The organism is Streptomyces sp. NBC_01669 (assembly GCF_026339735.1).
In the GTDB taxonomy this organism is placed as follows: Bacteria; Actinomycetota; Actinomycetes; order Streptomycetales; family Streptomycetaceae; genus Streptomyces; species Streptomyces yanii.
Map to the genome: position 1 here is coordinate 387,867 of NZ_JAPEQG010000002.1, position 25,338 is coordinate 413,204.

The window sequence follows — 25,338 nt, forward strand, 5'->3', positions numbered from 1 at the left end:
GGATGCGCGGGCGGCCTGGTTCAGGCCAGGTTCTGCAGACGGGTCAGGGGCAGGTCGGCGGCGCGATGGATGTCGATCGGGCGCCCGTTCACGAGGACCGCGTCGGGTGTGGTGGGTACCCGCACGTCGGGCACGGCGGTGTTGGCGACCATGTCGCCCCGGCTCAGGCCGCGGCTGTTGCGCAGGGCCGTGTAGCGGACTCCCCGGGGCAGTGTTTCAAGCGCGACGCGGTCGTCCAGACATGCCTGGGACACGAAGACCGTGGACAGCCGGCGCGGAGCCCCGCCCAGACCGCCGAAGTAGGGTCTCATCACCCGGGGCTGGGTCAGTCGGGTGGAACCGGAGCCCGACCCCGACAGGCCCCAGGCGACGAACCCGGACTTCAGCACCAGCTCCGGTTGCGCGCCGAAGGTCACGGGGCGCCACAGCACGATGTCGGCCATGCTGCCGGGCCGCAGCGATCCGACATCCGATGCCATGCCATGGGCGATCGCGGGGTTCAGGGTGATCTTGGATAGATAGCGCAGCACCCGTTCGTTGTTGACGACCTCGGGCCCGCTCTCCCCGGCCAGGTGGGCCTGTACGTGGGCGAGCTGCCAGGTGCGGCGCGCGGTCTCCGCGATCCGGCCCATGCCCATGGAGTCGGAGTTGACGATGCTGATCGCGCCGAGGTCGTGCAGGGCGTTCTCGGCGGCGATGGCGTGCTCGCGTACCCGGCTCGCCGCGATGGACACATCGGTGTCGAGCCCGTGGTGACCGCGGTGAACTGTCATCGTCATCGGCAGCAGTTCGGCGACGGTCGCCGGGGTCAGCGGCAGCGTCGGCGTCGTGGAGGAGGTGAGGACATGCGGCTGGGACACGATCTCCAGGAGATCGGGGTGACCGCCGCCGCCCTCGACGTGGTACGCGTGCACGGTGCGCCCGCGTGTGGCGGAGAGGGTGTCGGCAAGGTAGCCGGATTCGTTCAGCGTGTCCGTGTGCAGCGCGACGGGGAGGTCGGCCTGCTCCGCGACACCCAGACAGGTGTCGACGATCCGAGGAGTGGCACCCCAGTCCTCGTGGATCTTGAATCCGCCGGCTCCGGCGAGGACCGCACGCTCCAGCAGCTCGTGCGAGGACGACGAGCCCCGGGCCAGGAACGCCACGTTGACGGGGGCGTCGCGCCAGCCCTCGATGAGGCTGTGCAGGTTGTAGGCGGGGTTGGCCCCGACGTCCCACACACCGCCGATGCCCATGCCCACAAGGGTGGTGACACCCGCGGCGAGCGCGGCGGGCACGACCTCGGGGCTGGAGAGGTGTACGTGGGAGTCCACCACACCAGGCGTCGCGATGAGTCCTTCCCCCGTGATCATCGCGGTGTGGGAGTCGACGACGAGTTCCACCCCGTCGGTGTTCTCCGGGTTCCCGGCCCGCCCGACACCGACGATGCGGCCGTCCTTGATGCCGATGCTCGTCTTGCGTACGCCGATCACCGGGTCCATGACGACCACGCCCAGAATCACCATGTCCAGCGCGCTGTCGCGGGGCGCGCGGCCCGCCACGAGCAGACCGTCTCGTGCCGTCTTGCCGCAGCCGCCGAGCAGCTCCTCGCCGGGCTCCGTGTCGTCGGCCTCGACCTGCACCCACAGGTCGGTGTCGGCCAGCCGGATCCGGTCACCGGTGGTCGGACCGTACAGGGACGCGTACGCGCGCCGGGACATCCGGCTCATCGGTCTCCTCCTCGTGTCACTACGGTCACGGTCCGGGTCCGGCCGGGCTCGAACTCGGCCGAGGTCCCAGCCGGAAGGTCCAGCCGGTGGCCCCGGGCGGCCTCGCGGTCGAAGTCGAGGGCCTTGTTCGCCTCCTCCAATGGGAAGTGGGAGGAGACCCAGACCGGCCGCGGCCCCCGGTTGGTGACGGCGAGGGTCTTACGGGGGCGGCCGGGGGCGAGCTCCGTCTTCCCCTCAGCGACCAGCACACCTCCGGGGCCCGTCGCGCTGGCGGGCCCGAACGGCTCGGGCACATGGACCAGGGCGGAGCCGTGCGGGAAGAGGGCTTCGACCTGAAGGCTGGGCACGGCCTCCGCGACGCCCGGCAGCAGCCGGTGCCGCGCCACGATGCCCTGGGCACGTTCGACCACGGTCTCCAGCGGCCTACCGTCCCAGGCCATCTCCAGAATCTCGTCGCACACCAAGGCGATGGCCTCGGTCATACCGAGCAGCGCACCACGAGCCAGCCGCCGACGTGCGAGCTCGGCCGCCGCGAAGAGCGTCAACCGCTCCTGTTCGCGTGGAGTCAGATGCATGGGCCGTTCCCTTGGAGATCATGCGCAGTCCGTCGGCTGCGCGGGGGCATGCACAGACGATGCCTGGGGAGACGGCGTGCGAACAATAACGAAAATGCTCCACAGTAAGGAGCAGATAATGGGCACATGCACAATCCACCGAATGCCGATGACCTTGGCCGGGCCTCCGCCACGAGGCCGGGGGGTGATGTCGGTGCGCCGGTCCCCGCCGAGCTTCGGGCTCTCGTCCGCGACTGTCTGGACGAGCTGGATGAACTAATCGGGCATTACGTCGCGGAGGTCTCGGCCTTCGACGACTACCGGTCGGTCGTCGCGCCCGACGACCTACGCGAGACCGCCCGTGCCTGCTTCGAACTGCTCCTTCGTCTGGTCGGCGGCCTTCCGGTACCCGACGACCTCCGTGAGGTCCCGGAGCGGCTGGGCCGCCGTCGGGCCCACCAGGGTGTGCCGCTGGAGCGGCTTCTCCAGGCGGTCCGCATGGACTTCCGGGTGCTGTGGACCGCGTTCCTGGAGCGCATCCAACCGGCCGATCTGCCTCAGTTGACGCGCGGTGCGGTGCGGGTGTGGGAAGCCGTGGAATTCCACACTGTGCACGTGCACGCCGCCTATCTGGACGAGGTCGCGGTCCTGGCCCGTGAGCGGGAGCGGGAGCGCACCGCGCTCATGGGCAGGCTGCTGTCGTCGGACGGCCGTGACCAGCAGCTGGTCGCGCAGGCGGCGACCCTGCTCCAGGTGAACGCGCAGTCGGATTTCGCCGTGGTGATGGCACCGCCGGAAATGCAGCAGGGCCTGCGCAAGGCCGTCGCCGCACGACTCGCAGGGCAGGCCACCCACTTTCAGGATCACAACGGCATGCTGGTGCTTGTGGCCAAACTGCCGCACGCAGCGCGCACTCCGCCATCCGCCTGGTTGGACGGCGTGCCGTGCGCGGTCGGTCCGGTGGCGCACGGACTGGCACGCGTTCCGGATGTGGTCCGCGTGACCGAGGCGATCGCCGCGACGCTGGACGGCCAGGTGAAGGACGCCGTGACACTGAGCAAGGCGTGGATGCCCGTAGCCGTGGCACGTCTGGGCGAGATCGGGGGGATGCTGGCCGACTCGGTGCTGTCCGGTCTGGATCCACTGCCTCCGCACGAGCGGGAGCGTCTGCTGAAAACCGTGATCGCGTACTGCGAATCCGGGTCGATCGCGGCGACCACCCGCGAGCTGTACTGCCACCGCAACACGGTGCTCAACCGACTGAGCCGGTTCACGCAGCTCACCGGCTACCAGCCGACCAGGCCGACAGAGGCGGCCACCGTACTGTTTGCCCTGCAGTGCGCCCGCGGGCGGACCGTCTGAGAGGGCGTTCGATAGGGGAACCCCCCCTATCTATCCGATCCGCGCTGCGGCGAGACGGACTTGTTTCCATGATCTCGTAGCGCGACACCTGGGTCATCGGCTTCGATCATTCTGTGACTGAGCGACGTGCCTACCCTTCGGACCTCAAGGACGATCAATGGGAGCTCATCGAGCCGCTGTTGCTGGCGTGGCGAGCTGCCCGGGCCGAGGGCCGAGAGCCCACCACCGACCTGCGCGAGGTGGTCAACGCGGTCCTCTACGTTGCCCGGACGGGGGTGGCCTGGCGGTATCTGCCCCATGACTTCCCGCCGCACACCACGGTCTACGGCTACTTCCGGGCGTGGGAAGCGGACGGTACCGCCGAGGAGATTCACGACACTCTGCGTGAGCAGTTACGGAGGAAGAAGGGTCGCCGGATCCTGCCGACCGCCGCGGTGATCGACGCCCAGACGGCGAAGGCATCACCGAATGCGCCGGAGAGCACGCAAGGGTACGACGGTGGCAAGAGGATCAAGGGCCGCAAGCGGCATATCGCCACTGACACGCTCGGGTTGCTGCTGGTTCTCATCATCACGGCCGCCGGCGTACATGCCGAACTGCTCGGTCGGAATCTGCGCGCCGCCGGTGATGACATTGTCCTTCACGGTCACCTGTGTGGGCGTGCCCCCTGCTGGCCCGTTCAGGTTGATGCCGTCCTCCAGGTAGCGGGCCACGCTTACGTGGCTGACCCGCCCAAAGCCGGTGCTGCCCGCTGCCCCGTCCACCTGGATGAAGGCCGGCAGCCCGAAGACCACGCCTCGGCCGCTCGCCTGATCGTCCGGGCAGGACGGGTCGGGAGTGATGTCGGTGACTCGCGAGTCCGAGAGATCGAGCGTCGAGGCCTGGAGAGCGACAATGCCGCTGACGATCGGACCGCACGGGACCGGCCCAGTCACCGTGAACCCGGACATGCGGACGTGAGCGCCATGTGCGATCCGCACAACAGAGGCCACCGGCCGATTGTTGCCCGTTCTCGAGGCGTAGGGGGTGAGCGTCGCGGGCGACTTGCTGACCGGCGCGTGCTTGCCGACACCCTTGAGGCGCAGGTCCTTGCCGCTGACGACAACCTCTTCGGTGTACGTTCCGCTCCGGACGAGGATGGTGTCACCCGAGGCGGCCGCGTCCACGGCAGCTTGAATTGTTAGGTAGTCACGCGGCACCACGAGCGTCGATACCGCATGGGCAGCAGGCGCGATTCCCACCATGGCGCCCAGTGCCGCCAGGACTGACAGACAGACAAGAACGCTTCTTGTTCGGTGCCTGCACAGCTGCTCTCGTCTGTTCAAAACGCCCTTCACGGAAATCCTGTTCATAAAAGGGGCGAAACGCTATTGCAGTTATCTAAATCCCATAGAAGGTGTCAGAAGTGGCGCACCCTGGGATCCAATCAAAGGCTGGCCCGTTTGGATCAGGCCTCACCTGAGCATCAAGATCGAGCCCGTTGCTGGGGAAGACCGATCGTCTGCTCCATGGGTGTCGGCGGCTGTCTTCGCTTCGTACGTTGGCCGCATGGGCAGGGACGGGTTTTCTCGGCTGCGGCTGGTCGCAGTCGCGAAGAACGACTCCAGGCCGCGGCTGTGCCGTGGGTGCGGCGGTCCGCTGATGCCGACGGCGAAGGCGACGGCGATGTTCTGCTCGTCCGCCTGCCGCTCGCGGCACTGGCGCCGGATGCGGCGAGCGCGGGCGAGGACCGAGGCGGTAAAGGCCAGCGTGACGTCCAGCTGCCCGGAGTGCGGGACATCCTGGACGGTCGGCGTCGAACGTCCCGTCTCGGCAACATACTGCTCGCCCGTCACGCTTCCCTGGAAGCAGTCGGTCCAGGTGCCCCTCGCAAGGCCCCGACCGTCGCCATCATCCTCGACGGGAAGGGCGGACAGGAGGCCAGCACACTGGTGATCCGCGGCAAGCACGTCCAACGTGCCACCGTGATGTGCGAGTTCGGGCGCGCCACGTGCGCCGGAGATCTGCCCCCGGCGACGGCGAGGGGTGATGCAGCACCCTCCAGGACACCCACTGTCCGGTTTGTCCGCTCGGGTGTGCCGGGGCAGGCGCATCGTGTATAACCGTTGCGCTGTGCGGCGGGAATGCGGGGTCCGAACTCCCCGCAGCCGAAGCACGATTGAGCCCCAAGGCCTCCGAAACCGTGCTGCCACCCCCTCGTTTCCCGTCCCACGACATGAACTGCCGTCGGCCCGCGGCCGGCCGCGGACACTGATCAGCTGCGTACGAGGGATGGGATATGAGTCCGAGAGGAGCCCGCGCCAGGCGGGCGAACGGAAAGAAGCGCGCGGTCTGGCTGGCGGCGGGAGTCGTCGTCCTGGGAGGCACGGGTGTGACGGCCGTCGCCGTCTCGGGAGGTGGCGAGGACGCCGGGCCCGGTGACGGGTCGCGGCCGGCGAAGGCGCATGTGCTGGCCCTGGACGGCAAGGACCCGAAGAGGCGCGCGCTCCCGCGCACCGAGACGCAGACGTTCTCGCTCATCGGCGTCTCGTGGGAGGACAGCGGCGACACCTTCGAGGGCACCGCGCAGATACGTACCCGCAAGGCGGCCACCGGCGAGTGGAGCGAGTGGCGCGACCTCGACTTCGACGTACGGGCGCCGGAGTCCGCTGAGGGCGACGCGTCGGACGTGCGCGGCGCTTCGGAGCCGCTGTGGGTCGGCCCGTCGGACGGGGTCGAGGCGCGGGTCGTCGCGGACGGCAAGGAGACCGCGGTGCCCGATGCACTCCGGCTCGACATGATCGACCCGGGCAAGACCGTCAAGGGCAAGGGCAACGGCGGCGACAAGGGGAGTGGGAAGGGGAACGGGAAGGGGAACGGCAAGCCCACCGCCTCCCCCGACGCCACGCCGGGGCCCTCCGATCCCGCGCCGACCGACGCGCCCACGACGGCCGCTCCGAGCGCCGATCCAGGCGATACGACAGGAGGCTCCGGCGGCGGCGAGGGCTCGCAGCCTCCCACCGACGAGCCGACGGGTTCGGCCAGTGCGCCCGAGGAGCCGGCTCCGTCCACCGCCCCGACCGAGTCCGCCCCTGGCACGGACCCGACGGAAGGAACGCCGGACGAGCCCACCGGGGCTCCGACCGGGGCGCCCACAGACGAGCCCACCGGCCGGCCCTCGGCCGAGCCTCCCACCAGCGAGGCCCCCACGGACCCGACCCCCAGCACGGTGCCCACGGAGGAGCCCACCGGACCCGCTCCCACCACCGATCCGAGCGGCGCCCCCGAGCCCAGCGCCACCGCTCCGACCGCTCCCGCCATTGTCAGCCGTGCCGACTGGGGCGCGGACGAGTCGCTCGTCCAGGACCCGCCCGCGTACCTGAACAAGGTCGACGCCGTCTTCGTCCACCACACCGCCGGGACGAACGACTACACCTGCGCCGACTCTCCGGCCATCATCCGCGCGATCCTCACGTTCCACGTGCAGACGAACGGCTGGAACGACATCGGCTACAACTTCTTCGTCGACAAGTGCGGCACGGTCTTCGAGGGCCGTGCGGGCGGCGTGGACCGGCCTGTGCTCGGGGCCCACACCTATGGATTCAACAGCTATTCCTCGGGCATCTCCCTGCTCGGCGACTACGAGAACGGCGGCACGCCGACGGCCGCGGCCAAGCAGGCCATCGCCGACCTGGCCGCCTGGAAGCTCGGTCTGCACGGCGTCGACCCGGAGGCGAAGGTGACGCTCACCGCCGCCGCCGACACCGGCGTGTGGACGAAGGGCCAGGCAGCCACTTTGAACACCGTCTCCGGACACCGCGACGGTTACGCCACGCTCTGCCCCGGCGCGAGCCTGTACTCCGCGCTCCCGGGGATCCGTTCGGCCGCTGGCAATTCCCCGTACGCCACCGGAAACTGACGAGCACGACCACCACGAACAACAGCGGCCGGAACCCTTCCACAGGGTCCCGGCCGCCTGGCGTCGCGCGACGCGATGTCAGATGCTGTGGACGCCGACTTCCCAGCCCGCCACCGTCGCCAACCTGATCAAGCAGGCCGCCACCGGCTGACCACACCCGAAGACCGCACCTGGCAGCGCCCGCCGGCCCGGGCGCGGCTGGCGAACGTAGCCGGGCAGAGCGGCAAGGAACATCGACTCCACCGCCCGGTTCAACCCCTCCACCGTGCCCTTGAGATGCGGGGTGCAGGCCGGGAGGTCCTCAACCGTGACGTCGAGAGCGTTGAACGCGGCAGTCACCGTCCTCGACAAGAAGTCCTTGCCCCGGTCCACCCGCACCCGCTCCGGCAGCCCACCCTGCGGGCCAAACGGCCTCTCGCGCAGCACCGCCGCGCGCATGCGTGCCGGGGATCCCATTCTTCTTTCTCCGGACTACCAGATCGACGAGGTGCCGAGCCGGTACTTGTGCCGGTCGTCATGCGCCCGTCTCGCGCCGGAGACGACGCGGAACTACACGGACGACTACTGTCTGTTCTTCGACTTCCATCGAGGGCCCGGACGGTCCGGAGCCGTTGTGGCTGTGGCGTAACGATCGTCGAGCGGGGCTGGGAGGCCGGTCGGGATGGACGAGGCTGCGCCGCCGGCCGGTAACTGCGCTGTCGCACCTGTCGGCTGACGCTGGATTGTGAGCGTCTGTCTTCCGGTCTTCTACTGCCCGGCGGGGGCATGGGGAGTGAGTCCGGGGGTGACCAGTCGGCTCTCGTATGCGATGGCCACGAGGTGGGCGCGGCTGGACGCGCCGAGTTTGTGCCTGATCCGGTTGATGTGCGTCTTGACTGTGAGGGGGCTGAGGCCCAGCAGCCGGGCGATGGCGTCGTTGTTGGGCTGGGTGGGGACGAGGGCGAGGACCTGGCGCTCTCGGTTGGAGAGCGATGCGAGTGCCGGAGGACTGAGGGGTGCCGAAGTCGCGTGGGTGGGGGCGGGTGAGATGACCATTCCGCCGCGGCTGACGAGGTCGAGGGCGGTGAAGAAGTGGTCGAGTTCGAGGTGCAGGCCGAGGATGCCGGTCACTCCTGCGCCCACAAGGAGGGCGAGGTCCGCCGGGGAGTTCCCGAGGAGGACGACTCGGGTCCGGGCGGCAGCCTGCCGCAGTGACTGCTGGGTCGCGACCGGTGGGACACCGGCGAGCTCCTGGGCTTCGATCAGGAGGATGTCGCTCCGTGTGGTGGCGAGGAAGGTGAGGGCCTCGGCAAAGGTGGGTGTCTGAGCCTGGAGGGTGAAGGTGGGGGATCCGTCGATGATGTGCGCGTAGGCGTCGCGTACGAGAGTGGCGCCGCCCGCGACGATTACCCGGTGCATCGCCGTCCTTCGGGCAGATGGCAGGCCCGCGGCGCCGTGGCGGCCGCGGGCCTGAGAGGCGGGGGTGTCAGCGGTGCTCGTCCGAAGAGCCGGTGAAACTGGGCTCACGTTCGGCGATGGCGGGGGGCGGTGTGTGCCGGGTGAGGTTCTCGCCTTCGATGTCAACGCTGGGCAGGATGCGGTCGATCCAACCGGGCAGTGACCATGCTCGCTTGCCGAGGAGGGCCAGAACGGCGGGCACGATCGTCATGCGGACAATGAAGGCATCGAAGGCGACGGCGACCGCGAGCCCGAAGCCCAGTGCCTTGATCATGGCGTCCTGGGAGCCGACGAAGCCGGCGAACACGGAGATCATGATGAGGGCTGCGGCGGTGACGACGGTGGCGCTGTGCTTGAACCCCGACTCGATCGCCGAGCGGGCATCAGCGCCGTGGACGTGGGCCTCGCGCATACGGGTCACCAAGAACACCTGGTAGTCCATGGCAAGGCCGAAGACGATACCGACCATGAGGATGGGCATCAGACTCATGATGGGGCCAGTCTGTTCCAAGCCGACCAGATCCTTGAGCCATCCCCACTGGAAGACCGCGACGAGCGCGCCGAGGGAGGCCAGCACCGACAGCAGGAAGCCGAGGGCGGCCTTGACGGGCACGAGAATCGAGCGGAAGACCAGAATCAGCACGAGGACGGCCAGGCCGACGACGAGGGCCAGGTAGGGCGCGATCGCCGCGCTGAACTTGTCGGAGATGTCGATGTTGAGCGCCGTCGTACCGGTCACCAGGGAGCGGGCTCCGGTGTCCGACTCGATGTCACTGGCCAGGGAACGGATGTCGTCGACGAGTTCCTTGGTCGCGTCGCTGCCCGGTGCGCTCTTGGGGATGACCGTGATGGTGACTCCTCCACCCCGTGAACGGGGTGGCTTCTCGCTATGCCGGTTGGGCTTCGCGACGGACCAGCCCGGCCCGTAGGACGTTGAGAGCACCGACGGTGTCCGCGTGCGCGTTGTGGCCGCAGGCGACGCAGTGGAACGTCTCCTGTGTGGGCCGGTTCTCCTTGGCGGTATGCCCACACTGGGGGCATCGCCGGGAGGTGTTGCGGGGGTCCACGGCCATCACTTCCCGCCCGGCGCTCTCAGCCTTGGCGTTCAGGATCGCGAGGAACACCCCCCATCCGGCATCGGCGATCGAGCGGTTCAGCCCGGCCTTCGCGGCGGCCCCGTTGGGCAGGAAACTGCCCGGCTGGTCGGGGTCGGGCTTCGGTTCGGGGGCCTTGCTCATGTTGCGGATCTTGAGGTCTTCGTGCGCGATGAGGTCGTGTTCCCGCACGAGGCCGAGGGCGGTCTTGTGGGCGTGGTCGAGGCGCTGGCACCGCACCTTGCGGTGCAGACGTGCCACCGTCTCCACTGCCTTGCGGCGGCGCTTGCTTCCGCGCTTGCACCTGCTCAGTGCCTGCTGAGCTGCTTCGAGCTTCGCTGCGGCCTTTCGCCCGTGACGCGGGTTGGGCACGAACTCGCCGTTCGAGTCGGCGAGGAAGTTGGCAATGCCCAGGTCGATGCCGACCACGCTGCCGGTCGCGGGCAGCGGCTCGGGCCGGGGCCGCTCGGCAGTCAGGATCACATACCAGCGCTTGCCCTCACGCTTGACCGAGACGGTCTTGACATGGCCGACCACCGGCCGGTGCTGGTGCACCTTGACGTGCCCGACACCTTGCAGACGCACACGCGTGACCGGGTCGTGCGCAGTGGCATCCCAACGGCAGCCGTCTCCGTCCCTGGGGAACTCCACCGTGTCGAACCGGCCCACTGTGCGAAAACGCGGACAGCCCGGCTTCTCACCGGCCTTGACACGGCGGAAGAACGCCGCGAACGCCTTGTCCAGACGCCGCAGCGTCGCCTGCTGGCTGGAGAACGACCAGCGGCCCTGACGTTCCGGGTCGAACGCCCGGATGTCCTTGAGCTGGGCGGACTGCTGCCCGTATCGGACCGTCGTCTTCGAGCTGTGCCGGTAGGCGTCACGGCGTTCTTGCAACGCGCCGTTGTAGAGCGAGCAGTGATCGCGCAGCATCTCGCGAAGGGCCTGGTCCTGCCGGGCGGTGGGTCGCAGGAGGAACTTGTACGCACGGATCATTCAGTCCACCCCCTCCGACTCGAATCGACCTTAACCGTAGCATTGGTTCATGTCACCACGTTGGGAACCAAACCCTGACGTACGGCGCGGCCGTCACGTCGTCCACCACCTCCACGCGCATTTGGTGTTCGTCACCAGGTACCGGCGGACCGTCTTCAACGACGAGATGCTGACACGCTGCGAAGAGATCATGCGAAAAGTCTGCGAGGACTTCGAGGCAGACCTGATCGAGTTCAACGGCGGAGAAGACCACGTGCACCTGCTCGTGCATTACCCGCCGACGGTCGCCCTGTCGAACTTGGTCAACAGTTTGAAGGGCGTGTCCTCGCGCCGGCTGAGGCAGGAGTTCACCGGCCACGTCAACCAGCCCATCATGCACGGCCGCTTCTGGTCCGGCTCCTACTTCGCGGGGTCATGCGGCGGCACACCCCTCCACGTGGTCAAGGACTACATCGAGAACCAGAAGCGGCCCGACTGAGCGCAGCTCCGCGGGCGAGGCATTCCGGAGCGAAACTGCGGCGCTCCGCGCCGCAGGGTTCAGGATCGGATTCCCTCCCCGCCTGAAGGCGGGGATTCCCTCCGAAGAAGAGGGATGGCAGTGTCGGCGGCCGGGTTGAACGCGGCCGGTGTCACCGCGGCCACGGCTGGCAGGTCTGCGAGGGACTTGCCCATGTCCGCGGCGCCGCTGCGGGCGACGGCGGGATCCTGGTCGTCGACGGTCACGGTGAGGGGGCCGTTGAAGCCGGGCCCGAACGACTGCGACAGCATGTCGTAGGCCTTGCGCTGAGTGGACGAGGTGGCCTTGGAGCCGTCGTCCGGCAGTCCGAGTTCGAGTTTCGCAGCGGGCAGGGCGATCACACCCAAGGCCACCACCGCCAGGAGCAGGACCTTCGCCGGCTTGCGCAGGACGTAGGAGATCCACCGCTGCCCCAGTCCCGTCCTGTCCGGCTTGGCCGCATCAGCCTCGGGGGCGGTCTGCTTGCGTGCCTTGCCGCGGACGCGTTCGCCGGCGAATCCCAGGAGCGCGGGAACCAGGGTGGTGGCGACGAGGACCGCGACGACGACGGCACCGGCGGCGGCCAGGCCCATCGCGGTGAGGATGGGCAGCTTCACCATAGCCAGACCGGCAAGAGCGATGACCACGGTCAGCGCGGCGAAGACGACGGCGGATCCGGCCGTGCCGTTCGCGCGGGCAGCGGCCTCCCTCGCGTCGTACCCCTCGGCGCGCTCCGAACGGTAGCGGGAAACGATGAACAGGGCACACTCAGGCTGCCCGAGCCGCTTCCGCTGTTGCGCGACGAGCACCAGGTGCCCCCGCCGCCCTCGTAGGACCGCCCTGGGCGATCATGGCCGTATGAGTGGTGGGAACGAGGAAAGCACGGCACGGTTGCGGCGGGCGGGGCTGGAGATCATCGAGGGCCGCGGCGACACGGGAGAGCTCCCGTCCCCGGGGGCTGCGTGGCATCCGCTGCGGGCCTACGGCTCCGAGCCTGCGGCCGTTGTGTACGACCACCGCCCGGATGCCACGGCCAAGCTCGACGCGGAGTGGCACCGGCTCGCGGTCGAGCACAGAGTGGTCGACGGGGAAGGGAGGTTCCTCCTCGCGGTGGACGGGCGCTGGCTGCCCGTGCGTCTCACCGAGGGGTGGCACCTGTCCGGTGCTTCGAGCGACGCCGACGGGCCGGCCGAGTTCCTCACGCTCTCACTCGACGGAGAGCGCGTGCTGGGGTGACGCACCGCACCTTCGAGCTGCGGCTGGGCCTGTGCCGGGGCCTCACGGCGTGGTACGAGCGGGAGGCGCGAAGGGCGCGGCTGGAGGGCCTGACGGACAATCCGTCGGCGTCCGCGGACGTGCTGGAGCGGTTGCTGACACTGGACGGGGTGGGGCACCTGATGTTCTACATCATCTCCGCCTTGACGTGGTGGACACCTGGACGGTTTCCCACCCAGAGCCGTGGGTGCGTCTGCGGGCCACGCAGGCCGCCTCGGTCGCCCAGTGGGAGCGCATGCTGGACGCGACGGACCGGGAACAGCGCCTGCTCATCGCCGAGGAGGCCGCGGACCACGACACGCCGCTGTCCAACGCCCTCTTCGGCCGCCTCGCCGCCGATCCGGACCCCGTCGTGCGGAGCCGGATCGCCCGCCACCCGAGTCTGCCGGGCCGGCTGCGCGTGCAATTGGCCGCGGATCCCGACGCCTGGGTGCGGGAGGCCGCCTGCGCCCGTGTCTGGCCGCTTCTCGACGCGTCCGCGCGGGCCCGGCTTCTCGAGGACGACGACGAGGACGTGCGCGGCGAGGCGCTCGTGTGCCACCACCGGGAGCATCCGATGGGGCGGGACGTCTTCGACATCCTCGACTACGACCGGCGGCACGCCGCGGCGATGTTCTGCGTCCTCGACCGGGAGCTCGCCGAGGACCTCGTGGCCGACGTCCGGTGGCGCGACAGTGTCACGTACAACGAGCATCTCCACCCGGACTTGGTCACCGTCCTGGGGGAGGACCCCGACGACACGGTCCGTCTCACCGTGTCCGTGCGCCCGGAACTCACCGAGGAGGAGCGGTCCCGTATCCGCGTGGATGTCGACCCCGACGTTCCCCAGACCGAGCCGTGGTGGTTCCGCGACCGCCGGTGTGACGCCGAGGAGGTGCGGCTCTGGGCGGCGTCTGGCCATCTCCTGCTCCGGGTGGGCGCCGCGCGCTGCCCGGACCTTCCCCCGGACGTCGTCGGACTCCTCGCCCGGGATCCGGCATACGCCGTGCGCCTGGCCCTCACCGAGTCCTGCCCGCAGACGCCGCCGGAGACGCTCCTGGACGTCTGGCAGCGTTGGACGCGCCCGTCGGCACCCAACCGCCCAGCCCCCCGCGAGCACCCCCGCTTCCCGCGCGCGGGCATGCTGCGGTGCGCCGCCGACCCGCATCCGCGGATGCGGCAACTCGCCCTCGACGACCCGGACTCCACCGCCGAGCTCGTCGAGCGCCTGAGCCGCGACCCCTCCCCCGAGGTTCGTCGGGCGGCGCTCCAGGACCCGCGGCTCGCGCCCGCCTCCGTCCTCCGGCTGGCTGCCGATCCCGACAGTCAGGTCCGGGAGGCCGCCCTGCGCGACCCTCGACTGCCGCAGGATGACCTGTTGCGGCTGCTGGCCTCCCGCGACCCGGACATCGCACGCGCTGCGGCCGCCAACCCCGCCCTTCCGGTGGCCGTGATGCATGACTTGCTCGAAGCGGCTGTCTAGAACGGGTCCCCCCGCGGCTTCGCAGCGCAGGGTGGTCCAGCGGAGTTCAGTGGACACCTCCAGGTAGACCTCGGCACCGGCAACGGACTGGGCGGCAGGCGTGGCCCTGATGGTGGGGCTGATCGGCACGGCCCTCGGCGGGCCGACTCTGACCCGTTCCCGCCGCATCGGTTGACCGGCCCACCGCAGCGGATGGGACCGCGATCCAGATATGCCTGAAACCGATCAGATGCCGTCGCGTATTGGTGCTGTCGAAACTCGGGTTCTGGCACACATTCCGTGAAAAATCTTGCTGGCTCTCGCCAGCAGGAGGCGCGCGCGTCATGTGAGCTGCGCGGCCACGCGTCACCGGGGTCGGGTCAGGCCGGACTCAAGATCGCTCACGGAATGTGTGCCAGAACCCAGACTGGTGCACAAGCGCTGTCCGTTCTCGCCTGCAGAGCCAGGCCGCCGCACGTGGTGCACGATGCGGTGTAGAGGGCGGCGGCCAGGCCCATCCGGCTGCTGGCCTCGGCCGGCGGGCCGGCGGGCTCGCTGGCCGGGGCGTCCATGTGCTCGGTGCGGTAGCCCCGACGGGGACCTTCCTGCGGCGCGTGTTGCGGTCGAACCGCTTCTGCCACTCGCGGGTCGGGAACAGCAGGAGCATCCCGGCCAGCAGGAGGAACGCGTCACCGTTGACCTGGCCGGGCGCCGGGTCAAGGACCGCGACCGGCGTCCATTCAAGCTATGAGCAGGCGGAGGCCGAGATCTGCCGCGTCGAGGTCGGCGAGGTCGCTGTTGCGCTCGGCCCACCGGCCAGAGTTGAGGTCGTTGCTGAGGCTTCGCACCGCTCGCTGCTCGGCCTCCGGCCCGACTCTCGTCCACACTGACATCGCACGGCGCACGTGATCCTCCAGATACGCCCCCGGTCGGCGCCAGTACGCCTCGAACAGGCCGTCAGCACAGTCCCACGGGATGGGCACCGGCTCAGCGCGGGCACCGATCGCGTCGGCCATCCCAGCGAGCGACGGAAATTCTGCGAGGACGGCGGCGAACTCGGGCAGGTAGTCGCGGGTAAGCCAGAACCGGTCCTGCCATCCGGGCTCGTCGGTGTCGAACGTGAGCACCACCACTCGGCGGGCCACGCGCCGCATCTCGCGCAGCCCCGCTATCGGGTCGCCCCAGTGGTGAACGGTGGAGACGGCCATCGCGACGTCGAAGGAGTGGTCCTCGAACGGCAGGCTCTCCGCGGCAGCGGCCACGCACGGCGCCGAGCCGGCAGGCCGCTGCCCCCGCATGACCGCCGAGGGCTCCACCGCGGTCACGTCGCGATCAGCAGGCTCGTAGGAGCCGGTGCCGGCCCCGACGTTCAGCACCGTCTGCGCGTCCCCGAGCGCGTCCAAGATCTGCGCGGCGATCCGCGGCTCGGTGCGCCGTGTCGCGGTGTAAGCGCCGCCGATCGCGTCGTACAGCCGTGCACCGAGCATCTCCAGTTGCTCCTCCGGTGTCACCTTCAGTCCCTTCGCCCGTGCCTCAAGTTCCCTGTCGATGGCCGCCACCATGGCATCAGCGCGATCACGCCGCTCCAGCAGCAGGCCGCGCAGTCGGCGCAGGTGCGCGACCGCGTCGGTGGACGAGTCGCCAACCAGTTCCGCAACCTCCCGCAGACCGAAGCCCAGCCGCCGGTAGGCCAGCACCTCCCTAAGCCGCTCCACGTCGCCCGCCGAGTAGGCCCGGTACCCGGCCGCGGTCCGCGCCGACGGACGCACGAGCCCGATCTCGTCATAGTGATGCAGCGTGCGGACGCTCACGCCGGCCAGCTCGGCCACGCGTCCCACGGTCCAGTGATCCTCCACGGCACCGACTATGCAGCCTGACGCCACGTGAGGGTCAAGAGCCTCACTCGCGGCAGCAAGAGCCGAACGCGAAGCAGCGGTCCGAGGTGACTGCTTCCGCTCGGTCCGGGCGGTGATGGCGGGGCCGAGGTCTCCTTGGTCGGTGAGGTCGACGTTGTCGGGGCTCGCGGCGTTTCCCAGGAGTCCGGAGAGCTGATGGATCGCGTTGGCGCCCCGTGTCGCCTTCAGGCGGGCGGGATTGAGGTTGGAGGCACCTTGGCACTGCCGGTGCCTCCTGTAGTGCGGCATCCGCGTCGAAGGCGTCTCGAAGCCTGCTCGGCCAGGCGGTGCTGGCCGCCTTCTCCGGCAGCGGCATTCCAGCCTGCTCAGCGCTGCGCACCGCGGTTTCATCCCAAATTCCTTGCGTGGATACCCCGTGCTTCAGCTCGGGGAGGAAACGCATCCTTGGCCCGTAGCCGCGAAGCGGCGGAGTCCGGGTGCGTATCCGTTCTGGCCGTTCGGTGTTCACGAACGGATCTGATAGTTTGTGAGATGTGAAGACCGAGCTGGTGAAGCGGGCGTTCAAGTACCGTTTCCACCCCACGAACGAGCAGGCAGCGGAGCTGTCGCGCACGTTCGGGTGTGTCCGCAAGGTCTACAACCTGGCGTTGGAAGCCCGCACGGTGGCGTGGTTCCAGCGTCAGGAGCGGGTGAACTACAACGCCACCTCGGCGATGCTGACGCAGTGGAAGAAGACCGACGAGCTGGCCTTCCTGTCCGAGGTGTCGTCGGTGCCGTTGCAGCAGACGCTGCGGCATCTGCAAGGGGCGTTCTCGAACTTCTTCGAGGGCCGGGCGAAGTATCCCCGGTTCAAGTCGAAGAAGAAGACCCGCCGCTCCGCCGAGTACACCAAGTCGGCGTTCACGTACCGCGACGGTGTGCTGACGCTCGCGAAAATGAGGAACCCGCTCGCGATCGTGTGGTCCCGGCCGCTCCCGGCGGGGGCGGAGCCGTCCATGGTGACCGTGTCCCAGGACAGCGCGGGCCGCTGGTTCGTGTCCATGCTGTGTGAGGACGCGTCCGTCAAGCCCCTGTCGAGGCTGGATACGGCGGTCGGGATCGATGCCGGAATCACCAGCCTCGTGACGCTGTCCACCGGGGAGAAGGTCACCAACCCACGCCATGAACGCCAAGACCGTGCACGCCTGGCCAGGGCGCAGCGGGTCCTGGCGAAGAAGGAGGAGGGCTCCCGCAACCGGGACAAGGCCCGCGTCAAGGTCGCCAAGGTGCATGCCCGGATCGCCGACCGGCGCCGGGACTTCCTGCACCAGCTCACCACTCGGCTCGTTCGTGAGAACCAAACGATCGTGATCGAGGACCTGAGCGTCCGCAACATGGTCAGGAACAGGAGTCTCGCCCGCGCCATCTCGGACGCGGCCTGGACCGACATGCGCTCGATGCTGGAGTACAAGTGCACCTGGTACGGAAGGAACCTGGTCGCCGTCGACCGTTGGTTCCCCTCCACCAGACTGTGCTCCGCGTGCGGCACCATCCGGGAGAAACTGCCGTTGAACGTCCGCGCGTGGACGTGCGACTGCGGCACCACGCATGACCGCGATGTGAACGCGGCACGCAACATTCTGGCCGCCGGGCTGGCGGTTACGGCCTGTGGAGCGGGTGTAAGACCTCAACGGGAGTCCTCCCGGACGGGGCAACTTGCTGCGAAGCAGGAAACCTTCACTGCGAAGTGAGGAATCCCCCTCGTTCACGAGGGGGAGGATGTCAAGAGTTCTCTGTGCGCTGGCGGGCGGAGCGATCGGCCCGGTCCTGCAGATCCGGTACGTTCAGCAGCCGTTCGGCGAGCTCTCGGATCTCGGAGGCGTTGTTGACCGCCCAGGCCCGCTCCGCGAGCCGGTCGCGTTGGTCGCGGGCGTACTCGATGCGTGCCTGCTGGGTCAGCGCAGAGCCGTTGAGTTTGTCGATATCTGTGCGCAGCTGGGGGTAGCGGCGCTCGGCGGCCTGTCGGCTGCGCAGTTCCAGAGCGTCCGCCAGGCGCGCCCAGGTGACCCTCTTGCGTCGGGCCGCGACGATGAAGCGGCGTTCGTCCTCGAGCAGTTTCTCGCGCAGTGCTCGGATCACGAGGAGGCTCGCGAGCAGGTCGGTCTCGGTGAGGTCGTCGGTCGCGTCGAGTTCGACGAGCGTGGTGACTTCGTCGTACTTACGGCGATCTCCCCCAGCGTGCCGGTTGGGGACAGGAGCCCGGTCCGTTTTCCCATTTCTCCGGTCCAGCCGGTCGGGGCCTGAAGGGCGGCCAGATGCTGCCAGGCGTAAAGCCGGTTGTACTCGGCGTCGGGCCGAACAGTTGGTGTCGTCTCGCGGACAACTCTTTTTGTCGTCTGCCGGATGACGAAATGCGGTGCAGACATCTAAATAGCTCCGAGAAAGAAGGAAGTAAGAGGGTGTCTCACGTGGCAAGTTTCGCGAGCTTCTTGTAGCAGGTCAGGGCGGCGGCCAGGCCGAGGAAGGCGAGGAAGTGCGAGCCCTTTCGTTCGTATCGGACGGTGAGGCGGCGGTAGCCGAAGAGCCAAGCGATCGACCGTTCGATCTTCCAGCGGTGCCGACCGAGGCGTTCGCCGGACTCGATGCCGGGCCGCGCGATGCGCGCGACGAGCCCGCGCTCGCGCAGCCAGGCCAGGTGTTCGGCGGAGAAGTACGCCTTGTCCGCGCGGAGTTTGACGGGTCGGCGCCGCCGTGGTCCCCGGCGGGACCGGACGGCGGGTATGCCGCGGATGAGCGGCTTGAGGGCGAGGCTGTCGTGCATGTTCGCGCCGGACACGGCGACGGCGAGCGGGATGCCCTGGGCATCGGACAGCACGTGCAGCTTGCTGCCCTTCTTGCCGCGATCGACCGGGTTCGGCCCGGTCAGCGATCCCCCCTTTTGGCGCGAACGGAGGCCGCGTCGACGATCGCCGAGGTCCAGTCCACCTCGCCCCGGGCCCCGAGTTCGTCCAGCACCGCCCGGTGCAGCCGACGCCACAGGCCGGCCTCGGTCCATACCGTGAAGCGGCGATGCGCGGTGGCGGGCGACGTGCCGAACGTCGGCGGCAGATGCCGCCAGGCACAGCCGCTGGTCAGCGCGTACACCACTGCCGTGAACACGGCCCGCTCGTCACACGGAGCGGTCCCACCACCTTGCGGACGAGCAGCGAACGACGGGAGCAACGGGGCGGCCAGCTCCCAGAGTTCATCAGGAACCAGACGCTTCGATAGATCAGCACCCACGACCGGCATCATGCCGCACGAACATCAAGTCACGTGAGATAACCTCTAAGCCTTGATTGGTGCGGCCGACCTGGCGGCCTGCTCGATCTTCGCGCAGTAGGCTGCACGGGCTTCCTCGTCGATCTGCTTCTCGTGTTCGGCGCGCAACCCGGTCCGGCCGTCGAGGCCCTCGCGCAGGATATCGGCGTGCCCGGCATGCCGGATGGACTCGCCGAGGACATGGACCATGATGGCGAACAGGTTCGTGTCGGCATAAGGCTCCGGCCACCACGGCACGTGGCCGGGGGCGTCGAGGGGAAGCTCGTTGATCGTCGCGTCCGAGTGTTCCCACGTGCGCCGGTAGAACCCGATGATCTGATCGCGGGTCTCGTCCTCGGTCGCCCACAGATCGCTGCCGTTGGAGTCCTGCCACCGGGGCAGCGGTTCCGGGGAAGGGCGGTCGAAGACCTCGCCGAAGTACCTGGCCTCGACGGTGGCCACGTGTTTGACCAGGCCGAGGAGGTTGGTCCCGGTCGCTGTCAAAGGTCGGCGGGCGTCGTATTCGGACAAGCCGTCGAGTTTCCAGAGCAGCGCCTTGCGGTCCCGCCGCAGTCTCCCGTGCAGGTTGTCTTTCGCGAATTCATCGATCATGCGGCATGAGCCTGCCATGGGCTGCTCGTGGTTTCAAGATCCCGTACGTGGTCCGCAACGACTGGCAGAGCCGAGGCCTGGCCATTGCCGCCGCCCTGACCTGCTACAAGAAGCTCGCGAAACTTGCCACGTGAGACAACCTCTAAGTAATTGTTAGTCGCCGGTCTCGATGTTGTCCCCGCCGCCCGGCGGGCGCCGCCGCCTCCAGGCCGCGCGGCCCAGCTGCGAGCGCTGCCGCTGCGGCGAAGGCCGCGGCTCCGAGAAACTGGGCGCCGGCATCACGAAGGATTGAAAACATGCAGGTGGGACGCACGCGAGGGAGCCGGAGGTCGTGCGTCGCTCTCCTCACTGAACCCGGATCCACCGGTTGATGTGCGGCGGTGATGTTGCCGGGAACGAGGAAGTGCCCTGTGACCTGCGATGATGGGAGTTCTTCAGGCTTCCAGCACGCACGACCACGAGGGCACTTCCGAGATGGTGCGACACGAAGTCGCTGGTGGCAAGTGGGTTCGTCCATGGGAGGGGCGATGAAGTTGACGACGTAGCCCCAGGTCAGTGTTCAAGACCTGTCCCCGCCCTGACGTGCGCTGCTGGTAACGGCAGGGTGCGAAGCTCAGGGCTCAAGCCCAAGGACATCCGTTCCATCCGGATGTCACAGGTGAGGGGAAAGCCGGACGGGCGAACGCGAGTGAATCCTCGATGACCCCTCGTCAAAGTGAGCTTCGGGTGATGGATGCTGGACCGGGGTGTAGAGGCTGGCCGTTGAGAAGTGGCAGACGGCGGCTGGGGGCATCTCACCAGCCGTGTGAACACCGTCGCCTCTGGGGGAGAGAGGGCGCCCTACCCGGCTGTGTCTTGGACCAGCGGAACGTGGAAACCCCGTCGGGGTCCTGCCGTGTGGGAACGGCAGGTGGACCGACCGTGAGGGACGTTGATCTCCCCGGCGGGAACAGGATGGTCCAAGAAGCGAACGCCGGCAGGCCGAAAGGCAGCAGGAAAACGGGGCATCGCGGCCGAGCTCTCCCGAAGCCGTCCCGGATAACTGGCCGGATACGGGCCGATGCCCGGACCCGAAAGGGTGCTGACGTGGATCAGGTGAGCTTTTGAAGACGACCGGTCACAGGAGTCGGAACCGAAGGGCAAGTTAGACACGATGACGGGACACGCGTTCGCGCTTGCGATGGCGGCTCTCGGAGTGAACGGACCGGAGGACGGACGCCTCAACTGGGACACCGTGAACTGGCGGGCCCAGGAGGACAACGTACGACGACTGCGGCAGCGAATCTTCAAGGCGACGCAGGACGGGGACTGGGCCAAGGTCAGGTCCCTGCAAAAGTTGATGTTGCGAAGCCGTGCCAACACGCTGACCAGCGTGCGCAGGGTGGCACAGATCAACGCTGGCCGCATGACCGCAGGGGTGGACGGGGAGGTTGCTCTGACCTCCACGGCCCGGGCCAGGCTCGCCGAGCAGACGGATCGGACCCGCAAGTCCTGGACACCACTGTCGGTCAAGCGTGTGTACATCCCCAAGCCCGATGGACGGCAGCGTCCGCTCGGGATTCCCGTGATTTTGGATCGCGTCCACCAGATGCGGACCAAGAATGCACTGGAACCCGAGTGGGAAGCCCGCTTCGAGCCCAGATCGTACGGGTTCCGGCCGGGCCGCAGCTGCCAGGACGCAATCGAGGCCATCTACTGGACGCTGAACGGAAAACACGCAAAGCGCCAGTGGGTTTTGGATGCGGATCTCAAAGCGGCATTCGACAGGATTGATCACGCTCACCTGCTCAGCCAGCTCGACGGATTCCCCGCCAAGGACCTCGTCAGGCAATGGCTCAAGGCAGGTGTGATCGACAAGAATGGGCTGCACCCGACCGAAGAGGGGACCCCTCAGGGTGGGGTGATCAGTCCCGTGCTGATGAATGTCGCCCTCCACGGGCTGGAGGAAGCCGCCGGAGTCAGATACTCGACGCTCGGCAGTAATGCTGCGCGGACAGTCCCGGGCTCCGTGGTGCTGGTGAGGTACGCCGACGATCTTGTCGCTCTGTGTCACACGCGTGACCAGGCCGAACAGGTCAAGGCACGGCTGGCCGACTGGCTCGGACCCCGAGGTCTTGCCTTCAACGAGGACAAGACCCGGATCACGCATATCGATGCTGGATTCGACTTCCTGGGGTTCAACATTCGCCGGTATCCCAACGGCAAGCTCCTCATCAAACCCAGCGCCACGGCGGTCAAACGGATCCGGGACCGGCTCACCACCGAGATGAGCGCCCTGCACGGGACGAACGCCATCGCGGTGCTCCGCAAAATTAACCCGATTGTGCGGGGCTGGGCCGCTTATTACCGGAGCGTGGTGTCCAAAGAGGTGTTCGCCCTGGTGGATCATCATCTGTGGCGGGTCACCTACAAGTGGGCACTTCGCGCGCACCCGAACAAGTCGAAGAGCTGGGTGATCAACCAATACTTCGACCGGTTCAACCCGTCCAGAAACGATCGATGGGTCTTTGGGGACCGCAACAGCGGTGCTTACATGGTCCGTTTCGTCTGGACGCAAATCGTCCGGCACCAGTTGGTCGCAGGGGCGGCGTCTCCCGACGATGCTGCCCTCTCCGAGTACTGGGCCAAGCGTCGCAGCAGAAAACCGCTTCCGCTGGACAAGGAGACCCTCCGCCTTGCCCGGGAACAGCGCGGACTCTGTCCGCTCTGCAAGGAACGGCTCCTGCACGCCGACGACCAGCCACGCAGCCCGCAGGAATGGGAAGCATGGCAGGCGTCAACTCGCAGGTCAGTCAGGAAAGTCCGGGCTACCGGCGAGGGGCGACTCGACGCGAAGGATGAAGCGCTCCAACTTGTGCACACCCACTGCCGTCAACGGCTCACAGGCCGTCGTGGCAGGGGAAACAGTGCTACTGCGAAGCCCGTGGGGCTTGCTTGAGCCGTGGTGCGGGGAAACTCGCTCGCCCGGTTCTGAGGGGGCGGGGATGCAGCAATGCATCCCCGCTACCCGACCAATCTTCCCACGCCACGGCGAGGGTCTCCGCACGGTTCGATGATCCGAATCTGATCGCGTACGGCGGGCTGGCTCCGCTGGTGCGCCCGGCCGAGCGGTGCGGGCTTCCCGGCCTGGTCGCCGAGCGGGTGCGCCTGCCGGCTTCGAAGAACGGCACCGGTTCCTTCCCCGCGGCCAAGGTGATGGCGCTCATCGCCGGGATGGCGGCGGGCGCGGACAGCATCGATGACATGGACCGGCTGCGGCACGGAGCGATGAAGCGCCTGTTCACCGGGGTGCGGGCACCGTCCACGCTGGGCAGCTTCCTGCGGTCCTTCACCCACGGGCACGTGAAGCAACTGCACGCCGTCTTCCGCCGGTTCCTGCCACGCCTGGCCGCACATACCCCGCTGCTGCCCGGCATGGACACGGTCGCCTACCTCGATCTGGACGACACCATCAAGCCGACCCACGGCTATGCCAAGCAGGGCGTCGGCTACGGATACAACAAGGTCAAGGGCCTGAACGCGCTGATCGCGACGCTCTCCACGCCACTCGCCGCCCCGGTCATCGCCGCCACCCGCCTGCGCCGGGGCGGTGTGAACTCCGTGCGTGGGGCGGGCTCGTTCGCCGCCGAGGCGATCCGCACCGCCCGTGCCTGCGGCGTGGCCGGCACGCTGATCGTGCGGGCGGACTCGGCCTACTACGCCGCCGACGTGATTGCCGCCTGCCGGGCCCTGGACGTCCGGTTCTCCGTGACGGTGCGAATGAACGCCTCGATCAAAGCGGCCATCGCAGCGATCGGCGAGGACGCCTGGAGGCCGATCAAGTACCCCCAGGCAGTGTGGGACAGCGAGGAGGAACGCTGGATATCCGACGCCGAGATCGCCGAGGTCGAGTACACCGCGTTCGCCTCCAAGCCGAAGAAGCAGCAGGTCACCGCACGGTTGATCGTGCGCCGCGTCAAGCGCCTGAACCCGGCGGCGGTGCCCGAGGGGCAGGGCGAGCTGTTCACGGCCTGGCGCTACCACGCCGCGTTCACCGACACCCGCCTGCCGCTGGTGGACGCCGAGGCCGACCACCGGCGGCACGCGATCGTGGAACAGGTGATCGCGGAGTTGAAGAACGGCCCCTTCGCGCACGCCCCCTCGGGGAGCTTCCAGGCGAACTCCGCCTGGCTGGCGCTGGCCGCGTTGGCCTTCAACCTCACCCGCGCCTGCGGAACCCTCGCCGGCACCTTCCACGCCAAGGCCACCTGCGCGACCATCCGCGACCGTCTGATCAACGTGCCCGCCCGGCTGGCCCGTTCGGCTCGACACCTCACCCTCCACCTGCCCGAACGCTGGCCCTACCAGGACGCCTTCGAGGCCCTGTTCAGGACCGTGCACGACCCCATCGGCTGCCTGAGCCGCCATCCGACCCGCCCGCGAGGGCCCGAGAGCTGTGGACCCGTGGAAATGCTGGGCAGACCAGCGGCCACCTCATGCCCGCAGCCGGACACACCGACCCGGACCACCAGAAATGATCACCCGCGAAGTGAGCCGGTGGATCCGGGCTGAATCTGAGTGCTTTGCGGCCTCTGTGTGCTGCCCGGCTCGTACAGCTCGGACCACATACACAAAGGCCCGCCGGCCCAGGTCCGGCCTTTCCTGCATCCGGCGAAACGGCGGAACGTCAGCACAGGAAGTCTCGGACCCTTGGCATGGGACGATCCCTCGGTGACTCGACCCCTGAACCGTGACCGCTCCCTTGAGGAGCTGGAGGACGACCGTTGGCCGGTCCCGTCGGGCGACGCGACTCGCCTTGTGGCGACCGCGCACGCGCTTCGGCGTAAGCCGATCGGCGAGCTGACAGTTGAGGACATGAGGCTGCTGATCAGGCAGAACGAGGGCCTGCCCTATCTCCTGCCACTGGCGTTGGAGGTCCTGCGGCTGGATCCGATGGCGGAGGGTCACATGTACGAGGGTGATCTGCTGGACGCGGTGCTGACCAGGAGTCCAGAGATCTGGAGCAAGTCGCCCGAGCTCGGGCGTGAGCTTCGCCTGATCGTCTCGGACCTGAGCGATCTGACACCGAACCTCAAGCACGAGGTGGAGCGGTTCCTGACTCTGTAGCACGCCAGCGGCACCGCCCTGCAGGTGCCCAGGTGGGGGCACCGTTTACGAGGTGGTTCTATTCACGAATCCCGACAGCAGATGTACGGCACTTCGGGAGGCGGCCCGCCGCTGCCGAAGTCAATGTTCACGAGAACGGGAGGCATCTCGCCCCTGGCAGGCGTCGCTTGTAGGGCCCGGCCCCGTTGGCGGGGGTGGGGCCCGGGCCGATGGGTTGATCGGTCCG

At 68.3% G+C, this 25,338-nt stretch carries 19 protein-coding genes and 5 pseudogenes; 11 read left to right on the forward strand and 13 right to left on the reverse strand.

The window, feature by feature from the left end; translation table 11 throughout:
- Positions 1-20 precede the first annotated feature (20 nt).
- Both OG972_RS42545 and OG972_RS42550 read right to left on the reverse strand, forming a co-directional pair.
- Complete coding sequence (locus OG972_RS42545; protein ID WP_266991680.1) at positions 21-1,709, reverse strand: urease subunit alpha; 1,689 nt, start codon at positions 1,707-1,709, stop codon at positions 21-23.
- Positions 1,706-2,284, reverse strand: coding sequence for an urease subunit gamma (locus OG972_RS42550; protein ID WP_266991682.1), 579 nt, complete (start codon positions 2,282-2,284; stop codon positions 1,706-1,708). Before OG972_RS42550 ends, OG972_RS42545 begins: the two co-directional genes overlap by 4 nt.
- Before the next feature lie 126 nt (positions 2,285-2,410).
- On the opposite strand from OG972_RS42550, the gene OG972_RS42555 reads away from it, so the two are divergent.
- Together OG972_RS42555 and OG972_RS42560 are read left to right on the forward strand one after the other, a co-directional pair.
- Entirely contained in the window at positions 2,411-3,625 is a 1,215-nt protein-coding gene (locus OG972_RS42555; RefSeq protein ID WP_266991684.1) for a CdaR family transcriptional regulator, read from the forward strand.
- Between the two features lie 113 nt (positions 3,626-3,738).
- Positions 3,739-4,158, forward strand: a pseudogene (locus tag OG972_RS42560) (IS5 family transposase); the annotation flags it as partial.
- Here the strand turns inward: OG972_RS42560 and OG972_RS42565 are convergent.
- Positions 4,087-4,869 (reverse strand): hypothetical protein, encoded by a 783-nt coding sequence (locus OG972_RS42565; RefSeq protein ID WP_266991686.1) that lies wholly within the window; start codon positions 4,867-4,869, stop codon positions 4,087-4,089. The pseudogene OG972_RS42560 and the gene OG972_RS42565 overlap by 72 nt on opposite strands.
- Before the next feature lie 210 nt (positions 4,870-5,079).
- Positions 5,080-5,580, reverse strand: coding sequence for a hypothetical protein (locus OG972_RS42570; RefSeq protein ID WP_266991687.1), 501 nt, complete (start codon positions 5,578-5,580; stop codon positions 5,080-5,082).
- 323 nt (positions 5,581-5,903) lie between these two features.
- On the opposite strand from OG972_RS42570, the gene OG972_RS42575 reads away from it, so the two are divergent.
- Positions 5,904-7,523: a peptidoglycan recognition protein gene (locus OG972_RS42575; protein WP_266991688.1), complete on the forward strand. Its 1,620-nt coding sequence runs from the start codon at positions 5,904-5,906 to the stop codon at positions 7,521-7,523.
- A gap of 207 nt (positions 7,524-7,730) precedes the next feature.
- Here OG972_RS42575 and OG972_RS42580 read toward each other — a convergent pair.
- The 4 genes and pseudogenes from OG972_RS42580 to OG972_RS42595 form a co-directional block, all read right to left on the reverse strand.
- Positions 7,731-7,967, reverse strand: a pseudogene (locus OG972_RS42580) (transposase); the annotation flags it as partial.
- A gap of 303 nt (positions 7,968-8,270) precedes the next feature.
- The gene (locus OG972_RS42585; protein WP_266991690.1) at positions 8,271-8,921 is read right to left on the reverse strand and encodes a response regulator transcription factor; all 651 of its coding nucleotides are present in this window, start codon (positions 8,919-8,921) and stop codon (positions 8,271-8,273) included.
- A 67-nt stretch (positions 8,922-8,988) separates the two neighbouring features.
- Positions 8,989-9,810 (reverse strand): annotated as a pseudogene (locus OG972_RS42590) (MMPL family transporter); the annotation flags it as partial.
- Positions 9,811-9,847: 37 nt separating this feature from the next.
- Entirely contained in the window at positions 9,848-11,047 is a 1,200-nt protein-coding gene (locus tag OG972_RS42595; protein WP_266991692.1) for a transposase, read from the reverse strand.
- A 49-nt stretch (positions 11,048-11,096) separates the two neighbouring features.
- Here OG972_RS42595 and tnpA point away from each other — a divergent pair, with 49 nt between their 5' ends.
- The gene (tnpA, locus tag OG972_RS42600; RefSeq protein WP_266991694.1) at positions 11,097-11,525 is read left to right on the forward strand and encodes an IS200/IS605 family transposase; all 429 of its coding nucleotides are present in this window, start codon (positions 11,097-11,099) and stop codon (positions 11,523-11,525) included.
- A gap of 83 nt (positions 11,526-11,608) precedes the next feature.
- Here tnpA and OG972_RS42605 read toward each other — a convergent pair.
- Positions 11,609-12,313, reverse strand: a pseudogene (locus OG972_RS42605) (MMPL family transporter); the annotation flags it as partial.
- A gap of 88 nt (positions 12,314-12,401) precedes the next feature.
- On the opposite strand from OG972_RS42605, the gene OG972_RS42610 reads away from it, so the two are divergent.
- Complete coding sequence (locus tag OG972_RS42610) at positions 12,402-12,779, forward strand: hypothetical protein (RefSeq protein WP_266991696.1); 378 nt, start codon at positions 12,402-12,404, stop codon at positions 12,777-12,779.
- A gap of 190 nt (positions 12,780-12,969) precedes the next feature.
- Positions 12,970-14,280 carry a PE-PGRS family protein gene (locus OG972_RS42615; RefSeq protein ID WP_266991698.1) on the forward strand — a complete coding sequence of 437 codons (1,311 nt, stop codon included), beginning with the start codon at positions 12,970-12,972 and terminating at the stop codon, positions 14,278-14,280.
- A gap of 719 nt (positions 14,281-14,999) precedes the next feature.
- Here OG972_RS42615 and OG972_RS42620 read toward each other — a convergent pair.
- Complete coding sequence (locus tag OG972_RS42620) at positions 15,000-16,097, reverse strand: MerR family transcriptional regulator (protein WP_266992956.1); 1,098 nt, start codon at positions 16,095-16,097, stop codon at positions 15,000-15,002.
- Between the two features lie 551 nt (positions 16,098-16,648).
- On the opposite strand from OG972_RS42620, the gene OG972_RS42625 reads away from it, so the two are divergent.
- Positions 16,649-17,845 carry an RNA-guided endonuclease TnpB family protein gene (locus tag OG972_RS42625; protein ID WP_266988933.1) on the forward strand — a complete coding sequence of 399 codons (1,197 nt, stop codon included), beginning with the start codon at positions 16,649-16,651 and terminating at the stop codon, positions 17,843-17,845.
- Positions 17,846-17,876: 31 nt separating this feature from the next.
- Here OG972_RS42625 and OG972_RS42630 read toward each other — a convergent pair whose 3' ends face one another.
- The 3 genes from OG972_RS42630 to OG972_RS42640 form a co-directional block, all read right to left on the reverse strand.
- Positions 17,877-18,233, reverse strand: a complete 357-nt coding sequence (locus OG972_RS42630; RefSeq protein ID WP_266991700.1) for a hypothetical protein — start codon at positions 18,231-18,233, stop codon at positions 17,877-17,879.
- 325 nt (positions 18,234-18,558) lie between these two features.
- Positions 18,559-19,385 (reverse strand): IS5 family transposase gene (locus tag OG972_RS42635; protein ID WP_266992958.1). Its coding sequence is split into 2 segments (ribosomal slippage): positions 18,559-19,026 and positions 19,029-19,385, totalling 825 coding nucleotides; the frame shifts between segments, so codons are not numbered across the junction.
- Positions 19,386-19,421: 36 nt separating this feature from the next.
- Positions 19,422-20,006, reverse strand: a complete 585-nt coding sequence (locus OG972_RS42640; RefSeq protein WP_089014494.1) for a DinB family protein — start codon at positions 20,004-20,006, stop codon at positions 19,422-19,424.
- 5 nt (positions 20,007-20,011) lie between these two features.
- Here OG972_RS42640 and OG972_RS42645 point away from each other — a divergent pair, with 5 nt between their 5' ends.
- The 4 genes and pseudogenes from OG972_RS42645 (at position 20,012) to OG972_RS42660 (ending at position 25,112) form a co-directional block, all read left to right on the forward strand.
- On the forward strand, positions 20,012-20,140 hold the full coding sequence (locus OG972_RS42645) for a hypothetical protein (RefSeq protein ID WP_266991705.1): 129 nt from the start codon (positions 20,012-20,014) through the stop codon (positions 20,138-20,140).
- Positions 20,141-21,159: 1,019 nt separating this feature from the next.
- Positions 21,160-22,944, forward strand: coding sequence for a group II intron reverse transcriptase/maturase (gene ltrA / locus OG972_RS42650; RefSeq protein ID WP_266991707.1), 1,785 nt, complete (start codon positions 21,160-21,162; stop codon positions 22,942-22,944).
- Between the two features lie 32 nt (positions 22,945-22,976).
- Positions 22,977-24,374: pseudogene (locus OG972_RS42655) on the forward strand (IS1380 family transposase); the annotation flags it as partial.
- Between the two features lie 342 nt (positions 24,375-24,716).
- On the forward strand, positions 24,717-25,112 hold the full coding sequence (locus OG972_RS42660) for a contact-dependent growth inhibition system immunity protein (RefSeq protein ID WP_266991709.1): 396 nt from the start codon (positions 24,717-24,719) through the stop codon (positions 25,110-25,112).
- Positions 25,113-25,338 lie beyond the last annotated feature (226 nt).